We start from the raw sequence: 12,494 nt of genomic DNA on the forward strand, positions 1-12,494 counted from the left end.
CCGGAGGACCCCGGAAACCATTTCAGGGCCTGGTCAGGGGCAGTGGGGCGCCCATGACGGCGTACGGGAGGCTCGCGCTCGGGAAGTGGACCTGGCGGGCGAGGTCGACGTAGCCGAGGGTCCGGTAGAGCCCTCGGGCGGGGCTCTCGGTGTCGATGGCGGAGAGGATCGAGCGGGGCTCGGCGGCGTCGTCGGTGAGGGTGGTGATCAGGGCGCGGCCGACACCGTGGCCCTGGAAGCCGGGGTGGACGTGGAGTTCGGTGATGACGAAGGAGCCGTCGAGCCAGTGCTCGTGTCCGCCGGCCCGCAGGTAGGGCTCGACGACGGTGGACCACCAGTGGGTGCGGTCGTTGGGCATCCCGTAGACGAATCCGGTGAGCGCGCCGTCCTCGGCGAAGGCGCCGAGGGCGCGGGCGCCCTTGCAGGCCATGTGGCGCTGGACGATGTAGCGCCGGATGCCGACCTCCTCCTCGCTGAGGCCGAAGGCGACGGCCTGCACGCGCAGGGCCTCGTCCACGCGGCCGGCGAGGTCGAGGGGGCCGATACGGACTCCGGAAGGCAGCATGCGGCGACCTTACTTCGGGGTAAGGGTGTGCCGAAACGCCGCGTCCGGAGTATGCCGCCGGTTCAGAACAGCACGCTCATGAACGCGCCGACCTCGCGGAAGCCGACCCGGCGGTAGGCGGCCCGCGCGGCGGTGTTGAAGTCGTTCACGTAGAGGCTGACGACGGGCGCCACGTCGCGCAGCGCGTAGGCGACGACGGCGGCCATGCCGGTCTCGGAGTGGCCGCGGCCGCGGAACTCGGGAGCCACCCAGACGCCCTGGATCTGACAGGCGCGGGCGGTGGCGGCACCGATCTCCGCCTTGAAGACGATCTTGCCGTCATCGACGCGGGCGAAGGAGCGGCCGCCTGCGACGAGTTCGGCGACGCGGGCCTGGTAGAGCAGTCCGCCGTCGCCGGCCATGGGTGAGATGCCGACCTCCTCGGTGAACATGGCCACGCAGGCGGGCATGATCAGGTCCATCTCGTTCTTGCGGATCCGGCGGACCTGCGGGTCCGCCTCGACCGTGGTGGAGGGGCGGTCGATGACCATGAGGGGCTGGTGGGCGCGGACCTCGCGGGCCGGGCCCCAGCTCGGCTCCAGGAGCTGCCACAGCCGTCGGGTCGGCTCGGCGGGGCCGACGATGGAGGAGCAGCGGCGGCCGGTGCGGCGGGCCCGGTCGGCGAAGGCCCGTACGGCGTCGGGCTCGGCGCAGACGGGCACCAGGTTGGCTCCGGCGTAGCAGAGCGAACGGAACTCGCCGTCGGCGTACCAGCCCCACATCTCGCCGCCCAGGCGCCATGGGTCGAGTCCGGCGACCTGGACCCGGGAGGTGACGAAGGCGTTCTCGACCGGCTCGCGTCCGAGGATGTCGAGCGCGGCGTCGAGATCACTGGGCTCAAGGACCCGGGTGGTGGTCTGCGTCAACACTGGGGCCTCACCATGCAAGTCTGCTGATCTCCGCACTGTACCCGGCGGGGCCGGACGATGCCGCGTCCAGAGGTCACGAAAAGGCCCCGGCCCCGCTCCCGAACTGCGGGAACGGGGCCGGGGCCACGTGCGGGCCGCCCAGCTGGAGGCGAGGCGAGCCGAAGGGGCGCGCCGGGGAGTGACGGCGAACGCGCGCAGGAAACGCGAGGAACGAGCGTTTTCGAGCACGTACGCCGGCACGAGCCGGCAACAGGCGCCCCGGAGGCGAGGCGAGCCCGAAAAACTCAGACGCCGATGGCGACGGTCGGCTCGCCGCTGGTGACGCCGTCGGCCTCCATCTGTGCGGCGATCTTCATGGCCTCTTCGATGAGGGTCTCGACGATCTTCGACTCGGGGACGGTCTTGATGACCTCGCCCTTCACGAAGATCTGGCCCTTGCCGTTGCCGGAGGCGACGCCGAGGTCGGCCTCACGGGCCTCGCCGGGGCCGTTGACGACGCAGCCCATGACCGCGACGCGCAGCGGGACCTCCATGCCCTCCAGGCCCGCGGTGACCTCCTCGGCCAGCTTGTAGACGTCGACCTGGGCGCGGCCGCAGGAGGGGCAGGAGACGATCTCCAGGCGGCGGGGCTTGAGGTTCAGCGACTCCAGGATCTGGATGCCGACCTTGACCTCCTCCGCCGGCGGGGCGGAGAGGGAGACGCGGATGGTGTCGCCGATGCCCTCGGAGAGCAGGGCGCCGAAGGCGACCGCGGACTTGATGGTGCCCTGGAAGGCGGGTCCGGCCTCGGTGACGCCCAGGTGCAGCGGGTAGTCGCAGGCGGCGGCGAGCTGGCGGTAGGCGTTGACCATGACGACCGGGTCGTTGTGCTTGACCGAGATCTTGATGTCGCCGAAGCCGTGCTCCTCGAAGAGGGAGGCCTCCCACAGCGCGGACTCGACCAGCGCCTCGGGGGTGGCCTTGCCGTACTTCTTCAGCAGGCGGGCGTCGAGGGAGCCGGCGTTCACACCGATGCGGATCGGCGTGCGGGTCTCGTTCGCGGCCTTCGCGATCTCCTTGACCTTGTCGTCGAACTGCTTGATGTTGCCCGGGTTGACGCGGACCGCGGCGCAGCCGGCGTCGATCGCGGCGAACACGTACTTCGGCTGGAAGTGGATGTCGGCGATGACCGGGATCTGCGACTTCTTGGCGATCACGGCGAGCGCGTCGGCGTCGTCCTGGGTGGGGCACGCCACGCGGACGATGTCGCAGCCGGAGGCGGTGAGCTCGGCGATCTGCTGGAGCGTCGCCCCGATGTCGGAGGTCCTGGTGGTGGTCATCGACTGGACGGAGATCTGCGAGTCGCCGCCGACGGCCACCTTGCCGACCTGGATCTTGCGGCTGACCCTGCGGTCGGCAAGCTTCGTCGGCACGGCCGGCATTCCGAGAGAGATGGCAGTCATCTGCTGTGCAACCCCAAGGTGTGGATCAAGGTCCCGAGATCGGCGGGCTCCAGGCTTCGAGATTACGCCAACCAAGGGGCGGGCCGTGCATCCGAGGGGGTGCGCCACCCGAACGTAGGGAGCCGGGCACGATCCGTGCCCGGCTCCGGTACGTCCGGGATATGCCCCCCGGACCGCTAGGTGATCTTGATCGGGTTGACCACGTCGGCCACCATCACCAGCAGGGTGAAGCAGATGAACAAGCCCGCGACCACGTAGGCGACGGGCATCAGCTTCGCCACGTCGAACGGGCCGGGGTCGGGACGGCGGAAGATCCGCGCCACGCCCCGCCGCAGCGACTCCCAGAGGGCGCCGGCGATGTGCCCGCCGTCGAGCGGGAGCAGCGGCAGCATGTTGAAGAGGAACAGCGAGAGGTTGAAGCCGGCCAGCAGGTTCAGGAAGAACACCAGCTGGTGCTGGGCGGGGATGTCGAGGGTGAAGATCTCACCGCTGACGCGGGCCGCGCCGACGACGCCCATGGGGCTGTCCTGCTTGCGCTCGGCCCCGTTGAAGGCCGCGTCCCACAGGTCCGGGACCTTGGACGGCAGGGCGACCAGCGACTGCACGCCGGCCTCCATCATCTCGCCCATGCGCTCGACGGACTGGCCGAAGGACTGCTGCACGTAACCGGAGGCGGGCGCGAAGCCGAGGAAGCCCGCGGTGACGTACTCGTCCTTGACGTACCTGCCGCTGCCGTCCGTCCTGGCGACCTTGTTCTCGATCAGGTTCGCCTTGAGGTCGAGGCGCTCCCCGGCCCGGACCACGGTGATCGTGGCGGGTCCGACGGTGGCGCGGATGTCCTTCTGGAGGGCGGACCAGTCGTCGACCGGGCGGCCGTTGAAGGCGACGATCTTGTCACCGGCCTTGAGGCCCGCCGCCTGGGCGGGTGCGGCCGGGTCACCGGGCCGGCACTTGTCGCGCTTCTCGCTCTGCTGGATGACGCAGTCGGAGACGGTGGCGACCGAGGTGGTCTGGGTGTTCAGCCCGAAGGCCATCAGGGTGGTGAGGAAGATCGCCACGGCCAGGACCAGGTTCATGAACGGGCCGGCGAACATCACGATCACGCGCTTCCACGGCTTGCGCGTGTAGAACAGCCGGGTCTCGTCGCCGGGCTGGAGCTCCTCGTAGGCCGCCGAGCGGGCGTCCTCGATCATCGACCGGAACGGCGAGGTGGACCGGGCGGTGACCTTGCCGTCCTCGCCGGGCGGGAACATCCCGATCATGCGGATGTAGCCGCCCATGGGGATGGCCTTGATGCCGTACTCGGTCTCGCCTCTGCGGCGCGACCAGACGGTCGGGCCGAAGCCGACCATGTACTGGGGCACGCGGATGCCGAAGAGCTTGGCCGTGGAGAGGTGCCCCAGCTCGTGCCACGCGATGGAGACCAGCAGGCCGACCGCGAAGATCACGATTCCGAGCACCGTCATCAGAAGTGTCATGCGCGCGCCTCCGCGGCGGCCCGAGCCGCCATCTCCCGCGCCCGGGCCCTGGCCCAGGCCTCTGCTTCAAGGACGTCCTGGACGGTCAGGGAGGTTCCCGACTCCGGCGTCCCGTGCTCGTCGACCACGGCAGAGACCGTATCCATGATTGCTGTGAACGGCAGCCGACCGGCCAGGAACGCCTCCACGCACTCCTCGTTCGCCGCGTTGAACACGGCGGGGGCCGTGCCGCCCAGGGCGCCCACGTGCCGGGCGATGCCCACGGCGGGGAACGCCTCGGTGTCCAGCGGGAAGAACTCCCAGGTGGAGGCCTTGGTCCAGTCGAAGGCGGGGGCGGCTTCCGGGATCCGCAGGGGCCAGCCCAGGCCGATCGCGATGGGGCCGCGCATGTCCGGCGGGGTGGCCTGGGCGAGCGTGGAGCCGTCGGTGAACTCCACCATCGAGTGCACGTACGACTGCGGGTGGACCACCACCTCGATCTGCTCGAACGGGATGTCGTAGAGCAGGTGGGCCTCGATGACCTCCAGGCCCTTGTTGACCAGGGTCGCCGAGTTGACGGTGATCACCGGGCCCATGGCCCAGGTGGGGTGGGCGAGCGCGTCCTCGACGGTCACGCGTGCCAGCTCGGCGCGGGTGCGGCCGCGGAACGGGCCGCCGGAGGCGGTGACCACGAGCTTGCGCACGTCGGCGCGGGTTCCGGCGGCCAGCGCCTGGAAGAGCGCGGCGTGCTCGGAGTCCACGGGGATGATCTGGCCGGGCTTCGCGAGGGCCTTGACCAGCGGGCCGCCGACGATCAGCGACTCCTTGTTGGCCAGGGCCAGGGTGCGGCCGGCCCGCAGCGCGGCGAGGGTCGGCGCGAGGCCGATGGAGCCGGTGATGCCGTTGAGGACGGTGTGGCACGCGGAGGCGGCGAGTTCGGTCGCGGCGTCCGGCCCGGCCAGGATCTCGGGCAGCGCCTCGCCCGGGCCGTACTGGGCTCCGAGCGCCTCCTTCAGGGCCGGTACGACGTCTTCGCGGGCGACGGCCACCTTCTCGACGCGCAGCAGCCGGGCCTGCTCGGCCAGCAGCGCCACCCGGCCGCCGGCGGCGGACAGGGCGGTGACCCGGAACCGGTCCGGGTTGCGCAGGGCGAGGTCGATGGCCTGGGTGCCGATGGAGCCGGTGGACCCGAGGATCACGATGTCCCGGCGGCCGGCCTCGGCGTCGAAGAGGAGGTGCGGGTCGGCGAGGGGGGCTGGACGGTCGCTCATGCCCCCCATTGTTGCCGCAAGTCAGGGGCGGCCCGACACGGAGCCCCCATCCGTGACCCTCAGGAGCAGGTGCGGGAGCGTCCCGGCGAAGTCGGGGAGCGTGCGGGCGGTCCGCCACCACGCCTCCGGGTCCTCGCCGAGGGCCACGGTGAGCAGCCGGTACGCCTCCGCGTGGGCGGCGAGGACGGCGTCCGCGTGGTCGTGGCGGTCGGGGTGGTCCACGTCGCCGAGCCAGTGGTCCTCGTCGAGGGCCCAGCAGGCCGGCAGCTTGTGCCGGATGACGTCGATGCCGGTGAGCAGGCCGCGGTCGAGGCAGCCGCGCACCCAGCGGACGTCCTCCTCGACGCTCTCCATGGGCACGGCGAGGCTCGCGAGGGCCAGTTCGCGCTCGACGTCGCCGGTGGGCTCGGCGGCGGGCGGGGCCAGGTGGCGCACGGCCCGGGCGAGCTCGGGGTCCGCCTCCCTGGCACCGTCCGGTGCGGTCAGGGTCCCGTCGACGACGCCCGCCACCAGGGCGGGCAGCGGCCCGCGGTGGGCGGGGGCGTGCCGCAGCAGCTCCGCCCAGAGCCTCGGGTCGTCCCCCAGCGGGCGCAGGGCCCGCATCACGGCGGTCTGCATGCCGGCCTGTTCGGGCAGGGTCCAGCGCAGGGCGCGGCGGGCGGGGAGGTGGCCGAGGAGCAGGGTGTGCCGGGCGGGGGCGAGGTGGGTGACGAGTTCCTCGTGCGTGAGCCGGCCCATGCGGACGGCGCGGACGGCGGGCCGGTGCCAGGACCGGGCGTCGGCCGCCGCCGGGGTGGTGGCGAGCAGTCCGACGACGGTCTCCCGCGGCAGGTCGGCGGCGAGCAGCAGGGCCTCGACGGATCCGGCGGGCAGCGGCCGGCGGACGTGCTCGGCGAGCAGCCGGCGCGGATCGGCCTCGTGGGGCAGTGCCAGGACGTCCAGGGGGACCCGCGGTCCGCGCCGGCCGTGGCGCCGCAGCAGACCGAGCAGCTCGGCGGTGGTGAGGGGGTGCGCGCCGGGGTCGCGGCCGAGTTCGGCGCGGAGCACGGGCAGGAGTTCGGGGGGCGTGCGGCGGCGGGCGTAGCGGGCGGGGCCGGGCAGGCCGGGCAGGGGCCGCCCCACGACGCGGGGGTTGCGGGCGATGTAGCCCCGGTCGGCCGCGTCCCCGTGGCGCAGCAGCAGGGTGACGGTGGAGGCCGCCAGCCATTCGTCCCGGCAGAGGTACTTGCGGGCCGGCCGGTCGAGCCGGCGGGTCATGTCGACGACGACGTGGTCCGGTGCGTGGCGCAGCAGGTGCGCCACGCACCAGGCCAGCCGTCTGCTGGTGCGGTCCTGCTCGGCCGTCGGCATGGTTCGTCCGCCTCGTGCTGTGCTCGTGCGCGTACCGGTTCCGTACGCGCACTCATCTTCGTACGTCTGTCCGACGTGCGGCGATGATCGCAGGTCAGCGGATGGGGCGGTGCACGTTTTTGCGGGTCGAGGCGCCGGGGGCGGCGTCGGCGATCCAGGGGCCGTCGCCCGACGGGTCCAGGACGCCCTCCTCCAGCCAGGCGTAGGTCCCGGACAGGACGCCGGCGACCACCTTGCGGTCGAGGTCGTCGGTGTTGGACCAGAGCCGGCCGAAGAGTTCCTCGACGCGCAGCCGGGACTGCTCGCAGAAGGCGTCGGCGAGCTGGTAGGCCTCGCGGCCGTGCTCTCCGGAGGCGCGCAGGTGCTCGGCGCGGACGCAGGCCGCGCTCATCGCGAAGAGTTCGGCGCCGATGTCGACGATCCGGCCGAGGAAGCCCTGCTTGGTCTCCATGCGGCCCTGCCAGCGGGACATGGCGTAGAAGGTGGACCGGGCGAGTTTGCGGGCGCTGCGCTCGACGTAGCGAAGGTGGGTGGCGAGGTCGGGGTGGCCGCCGGGGTGGAAGGCCCGGTAGCTGCCGGGGACGTGGCCGGGGCCGGTGGCGAGCTTGGGCAGCCAGCGGGCGTAGAACCCGGCGGCTCGGGCGCCGGCCCTGGCCTTGTCGCCGAGGTCCTTCTCGGGGTCGATGAGGTCGCCGGCCACCGAGAGGTGGGCGTCGACGGCCTCGCGGGCGATCAGCAGGTGCATGATCTCGGTGGAGCCCTCGAAGATCCGGTTGATGCGCAGGTCGCGGAGCATCTGCTCCGCGGGGACGGCGCGTTCGCCGCGGGCGGCCAGGGACTCGGCGGTCTCGAAACCGCGTCCGCCGCGGATCTGGACCAGTTCGTCGGCCATCAGGCAGGCCATCTCGGACCCGTAGAGCTTGGCGAGAGCGGCCTCGATGCGGATGTCGTTGCGGTCCTCGTCGGCCATCTGGGAGGCGAGGTCGACGACCGCTTCGAGGGCGAAGGTGGTGGCGGCGATGAAGGAGATCTTGGCGCCGACCGCCTCGTGCCGGGCGACCGGCCGGCCCCACTGCTCGCGTACGCCGGACCACTCGCGGGCGATCTTCAGACACCACTTGCCGGCGCCGACGCACATGGCGGGCAGGGACAGCCGGCCGGTGTTGAGCGTGGTGAGGGCGATCTTGAGACCGGCCCCCTCGGCGCCGATCCGCTGGTCGGCGGGGACCCGCACCCGGTGGAAGCGGGTGACGCCGTTCTCCAGGCCGCGCAGGCCCATGAAGGCGTTGCGGTGCTCGACGGTGATGCCCGGCGAGTCGGCCTCGACGACGAAGGCGGTGATCCCGCCGCGGTGGTTCTCCGACTTCGGTACCCGGGCCATGACCACGAGCAGGTCCGCGACGACCCCGTTGGTGGTCCACAGCTTCACGCCGTCGAGGACGTAGGCGTCGTCTCCGTCGGGAACGGCGGTGGTGGCCAGTCGGGCCGGGTCGGAGCCCACGTCGGGTTCGGTGAGCAGGAAGGCGCTGATGGCGGTGGTGGCGCAGCGCGGCAGGTAGGTGTCCTTCTGCGCCTGCGTGCCGAACATCTTCAGCGGCTGGGGCACACCGATCGACTGGTGGGCGGAGAGCAGGGCTCCGATGGCCGGGCTGACCGAGCCGACGAGGGCGAGCGCCTTGTTGTAGTAGACCTGGGTGAGACCGAGACCGCCGTACTTGGGGTCGATCTTCATCCCGAGGGCGCCGAGTTCCTTGAGCCCGCGCACGGTCTCGTCGGGGATCTTCGCCTCGCGCTCGATGAGGGCGCCGTCGATGCGGGTCTCGCAGAACTCGCGCAGCCGGGCCAGGAAGGCCTCGCCCCGGCGGACGTCCTCGTCGGCGGGGAGCGGGTGGGGATGGATCAGGTCGAGCCTGAACCGTCCCAGGAAGAGCTCCTTGGCGAAACTGGGTTTGCGCCAGTCCTGTTCCCGGGCCGCTTCCGCGACCTGTCGTGCCTCGCGCTCGGTCACCTTGGGCTGTGTGCCGCTGGGCTGTACGGGCTGTGTTGCGGACATGCGGGGACTCACCTCGCCGCCGGAGTCGGTGCGCCGGCCTACTGGCCGGTGCTACCTGTGAGTCGTACCCCGCCCGGCTCCGCGGGAAAAGCCGGGACGGACCAGTCGGGGGAATCGCGGGTGCGGGGGACGCCCCCGGCCCGGAAAAGGGGGACGGCCGGAGCCCCCGCACAGTGGGCTCCGGCCGTCGGCTCTTCGGCCGTACGAGATCAGATGTCGAGGCCGGTCAGGACCAGGACCCGCTCGTAGGTGTAGTCGTCCATCGCGTAGCGGACGCCCTCGCGGCCCACACCGGACTGCTTGACGCCGCCGTACGGCATCTGGTCGGCGCGGTAGGACGGCGCGTCACCGATGATCACGCCGCCGACCTCGAGCTCGCGGTGGGCGCGGAACGCGGTCTGGACGTCGCGCGTGAAGACGCCGGCCTGCAGGCCGAACTTGGAGTCGTTCACCGCGGCGAAGGCCTCGTCGGTGTTCTCGACCCGCAGCAGGGTCAGGACCGGACCGAAGACCTCCTCGGTGGCGAGCTTGACGCCGTCGGGCACGTTCGCCAGGACGGTCGGCTCGTACGACGCGCCCTCGCGCTTGCCGCCGGTGAGCAGCTTGGCGCCGGCGGACACGGCCTCGTCGACCCAGGACTCGACGCGCTCGGCGGCGGCCTGGGACACCAGCGGGCCGACGTCGGTGGCGTCGTCGTTCGGGTCGCCGGTGACCTGCGCCTGGACCTTCGCGACGACCTTCTCGACGAGGCGGTCGTAGACGGAGGCGTCGGCGATCACGCGCTGCACGGAAATGCAGGACTGGCCGGCCTGGTAGTTCGAGAAGGTCGCGATGCGGGTCGCGGCCCAGTCGAGGTCGGCCTCGGAGGACCAGTCGTCCAGGACCACGGCCGCGGCGTTGCCGCCGAGCTCCAGGGTGCAGTGCTTGTGGGGCACCGACTGCTGGATGGCGTAGCCGACGGTGTCGGAACCGGTGAAGGAGATGACGGGGAGGCGCTCGTCCTTGACCAGGGCGGGCATCTTGTCGTTCGCGACCGGCAGGACCGACCAGGAGCCGGCCGGGAGGTCGGTCTCGGCGAGCAGCTCGCCGAGGATCAGGCCGGACAGCGGGGTGGCCGGCGCCGGCTTGAGGATGATCGGCGCGCCGACGGCGATGGCCGGGGCCACCTTGTGGGCGCACAGGTTCAGCGGGAAGTTGAACGGCGCGATGCCGAGGACCGGGCCCTTGACGAAGCGGCGGGTCAGCGCGAGGCGTCCGACGCCGCCGGCGTCGGTGTCGAGGCGCTGGGCCTCGCCGCCGTTGAAGCGGCGGGCCTCTTCCGCGGCGAAGCGGAACACGGACACCGCACGGCCGACCTCACCGCGGGCCCACTTGACGGGCTTGCCGTTCTCGGCGGAGATCAGCCGGGCGATCTCCTCGGTGCGCTCGACGAGCCGCTTGGACACGTGGTCCAGGGCCGCGGCCCGTACGTGGGCGGGGGTCGCGGAGAACTCCGCCGTCACGGCGTACGCCGCGGCCACGGCCTCTTCGACCTGCTCGTCGGTGGGCACGCTGACCGTGCCGACCAGTCGGCCGTCCCACGGGGAGTGGACGTCGAAGCTGTCCTCGCCGGTGGCCTGGCGGCCGGCGAGCCAGAAGGCGTGGGTGGAAGTCATGCGAATCCCGGCCCTTCGGTGGTGTGCGGTGGGTCCTGACCCCTCCACCGTAGGACTCCCCGGGGGATTCGGCGTTTATCCGGGGTGTAGTACCTGCCGTCGGGGTCGCGCCGGTTTGTCACTGTCGCAGGCGGACGGGACCTAGGAGGTGGTGGAGGTCGCCTTGAGGGCGAGCCACAGTTCCATGCGGACGTCCGGGTCCTCCAGGGAGCGGCCGAGGATCTCCTCGACCCGCTTCATCCGGTAGCGCAGGGTGTGGCGGTGCACGCCGAGGTCGGCGGCGGCGGCGTCCCACTGGCCGTGGCGGGAGAGCCAGGCCTGGAGGGAGGCCACCAGGTCGCCGCGGCCCGTCGCGTCGTGCTCCCGCAGCGCGCGCAGGGTGCCGTCCGCGAAGGCCCGTACCGCGTCGTCGGCGAGCAGCGGGAGGACCGAGCCCGCCGCCATGTCCTCGTGCTCCACCATCGGGCGGCCGCGCCGGCGCGCCACGGCGAGGGCCTGGTCGGCCTGCTTGAGGGCCGCCGCGACGCCGCCGGGTCCGGCGGGCGCGGACAGCCCGACCACCAGTTCGTCCGGCTCGGGACCGGCCGCGTCCCGGCCGCGCCGGGCCTCCAGCGCCTCCGCGTGGTCCGTGCACGCCTGGACGGCCGCGCCCGCGTCGGAGGCGAGGACCACGAGCCGCCCCGGCTCGGGGACCACCAGCAGTGCCTCCCCGGTGCGGGCGGCGGCGGACTCCACGGTGTCGGCCAGCAGCGCCAGCCCCTCCGGCTGCGCCGTCCCCGGCAGCGCCGGCTCGGCCACGACCAGCCGGAACGGCGCGTCCAGCAGCGAGCCGTACAGGTCCCCCGCCACCGCCCGGGCGTGCTCGGGTTCCCCCGCCAGCAGCATCCGCAGCACCGCCGCCCCCAGCCGGGACTCGGCGTCGTGCAGCGAGCGCGAGCGCTCGGTGGTGAGGGTCAGCAGCGCGACCGCGGAGTGCACGGCGTACCGCTCGGCCGTGCCCAGCGGGGCGCCGGTGCCGACGGCGAGCGCGCCCCGTGCCCGTCGGCCGGTGCCGAGGGACTGCAGCTCGACGCGGTCCTCGGAGCCTCCGACCACGGCGCTCGCGGGCGCCGGACGCTCCCGCAGCCGCTCCACGTCCGGGGTCAGCCGGGCGGCGCGGCGCGCGGCCCATTCGGGGGCGGCCGCCACGACCGCTCCGGAGGTGTCGTAGAGCGCCGCCCAGCCGTGCACGTGCGCCGCGAGCCTCGCCAGCAGTTCGGCGGGGCCGTCGGCGGACAGCGCGGCGCGCGTCAGTTCGCGCTGGGCCTCGAAGCCGGCAGTGACGGCCCGGTACTGGTCGGCCGCGAGGGCGGCGGAGACCGCCTTGCTGATCGCGAGGAAGGGCGTCCGGCGCGGCACCTCCAGCAGCGGCATGTCCTCGCTCCGCGCGGCGTCGACCAGCGCGTCGGGGACGGCCTCGTAGTTGACGCCGATCGCGAAGCCGATGCCGACCACCCCGGCCGCGGCGAGGCGGCGTACGTAGCGTCGCATCTCCTCCGGGTCGTCCGCGTCCAGCTTCATCGCGGTGATCAGGAGCAGTTCGCCGCCCTCCATATAGGGGACGGGGTCGGCCAGCTCGCTGACGTGGGCCCAGCGCACGGGGGTGTCCAGGCGGCCCTCCCCCGCCCGGACGCTGAGCTTGAGCGCCGAGTGCTGGACGAGGGAGGCGAGGGTCAGCGGCATCGGTTACCAGGGGCCTTAGCGGGAGGGGGTGGGGTGGCGGCGGAGATTCGTCAGCCGTCGACGCATTTCGC

9 protein-coding genes are annotated in these 12,494 nt (G+C 72.7%); all 9 read right to left on the reverse strand.

From position 1 onward, the window contains the following. Window positions 1-22: 22 nt before the first annotated feature. Window positions 23-565, reverse strand: coding sequence for a GNAT family N-acetyltransferase (locus tag AC2RP6_RS12960; protein ID WP_486446379.1), 543 nt, complete (start codon window positions 563-565; stop codon window positions 23-25). A 62-nt stretch (window positions 566-627) separates the two neighbouring features. Continuing rightward, window positions 628-1,473: a GNAT family N-acetyltransferase gene (locus AC2RP6_RS12965; protein WP_486446380.1), complete on the reverse strand. Its 846-nt coding sequence runs from the start codon at window positions 1,471-1,473 to the stop codon at window positions 628-630. Window positions 1,474-1,757: 284 nt separating this feature from the next. Next, entirely contained in the window at window positions 1,758-2,915 is a 1,158-nt protein-coding gene (ispG, locus tag AC2RP6_RS12970) for a flavodoxin-dependent (E)-4-hydroxy-3-methylbut-2-enyl-diphosphate synthase (RefSeq protein WP_467278670.1), read from the reverse strand. 176 nt (window positions 2,916-3,091) lie between these two features. After that, window positions 3,092-4,393, reverse strand: a complete 1,302-nt coding sequence (locus tag AC2RP6_RS12975) for a M50 family metallopeptidase (protein ID WP_486446381.1) — start codon at window positions 4,391-4,393, stop codon at window positions 3,092-3,094. Next, complete coding sequence (gene dxr, locus AC2RP6_RS12980; protein WP_486446382.1) at window positions 4,390-5,643, reverse strand: 1-deoxy-D-xylulose-5-phosphate reductoisomerase; 1,254 nt, start codon at window positions 5,641-5,643, stop codon at window positions 4,390-4,392. The genes AC2RP6_RS12975 and dxr overlap by 4 nt, the downstream gene beginning before the upstream one ends. Window positions 5,644-5,664: 21 nt before the next feature. After that, window positions 5,665-6,993 (reverse strand): hypothetical protein, encoded by a 1,329-nt coding sequence (locus AC2RP6_RS12985; protein WP_486446383.1) that lies wholly within the window; start codon window positions 6,991-6,993, stop codon window positions 5,665-5,667. Between the two features lie 94 nt (window positions 6,994-7,087). Then, window positions 7,088-9,046, reverse strand: a complete 1,959-nt coding sequence (locus AC2RP6_RS12990) for an acyl-CoA dehydrogenase family protein (protein ID WP_486446384.1) — start codon at window positions 9,044-9,046, stop codon at window positions 7,088-7,090. Window positions 9,047-9,255: 209 nt separating this feature from the next. After that, window positions 9,256-10,701 (reverse strand): aldehyde dehydrogenase family protein, encoded by a 1,446-nt coding sequence (locus tag AC2RP6_RS12995; protein ID WP_486446385.1) that lies wholly within the window; start codon window positions 10,699-10,701, stop codon window positions 9,256-9,258. Between the two features lie 141 nt (window positions 10,702-10,842). Next, a complete protein-coding gene (locus tag AC2RP6_RS13000) occupies window positions 10,843-12,423 on the reverse strand; it encodes a PucR family transcriptional regulator (protein ID WP_486446386.1) in 1,581 nt (526 codons plus the stop codon). Window positions 12,424-12,494 lie beyond the last annotated feature (71 nt).

This window comes from Streptomyces sp. WAC03905, assembly GCF_057371075.1.

Excerpts from the sequence above, each read along its gene's own strand:
- AC2RP6_RS12990 (WP_486446384.1), bottom strand. The coding sequence starts at position 9,046 with ATGTCCGCAACACAGCCCGTACAGCCCAGCGGCACACAGCCCAAGGTG.
- AC2RP6_RS12995 (WP_486446385.1), bottom strand. The coding sequence starts at position 10,701 with ATGACTTCCACCCACGCCTTCTGGCTCGCCGGCCGCCAGGCCACCGGC.
- dxr (WP_486446382.1), bottom strand. The coding sequence starts at position 5,643 with ATGAGCGACCGTCCAGCCCCCCTCGCCGACCCGCACCTCCTCTTCGAC.
- AC2RP6_RS12960 (WP_486446379.1), bottom strand. The coding sequence starts at position 565 with ATGCTGCCTTCCGGAGTCCGTATCGGCCCCCTCGACCTCGCCGGCCGC.
- AC2RP6_RS12975 (WP_486446381.1), bottom strand. The coding sequence starts at position 4,393 with ATGACACTTCTGATGACGGTGCTCGGAATCGTGATCTTCGCGGTCGGC.
- AC2RP6_RS12985 (WP_486446383.1), bottom strand. The coding sequence starts at position 6,993 with ATGCCGACGGCCGAGCAGGACCGCACCAGCAGACGGCTGGCCTGGTGC.
- ispG (WP_467278670.1), bottom strand. The coding sequence starts at position 2,915 with ATGACTGCCATCTCTCTCGGAATGCCGGCCGTGCCGACGAAGCTTGCC.
- AC2RP6_RS13000 (WP_486446386.1), bottom strand. The coding sequence starts at position 12,423 with ATGCCGCTGACCCTCGCCTCCCTCGTCCAGCACTCGGCGCTCAAGCTC.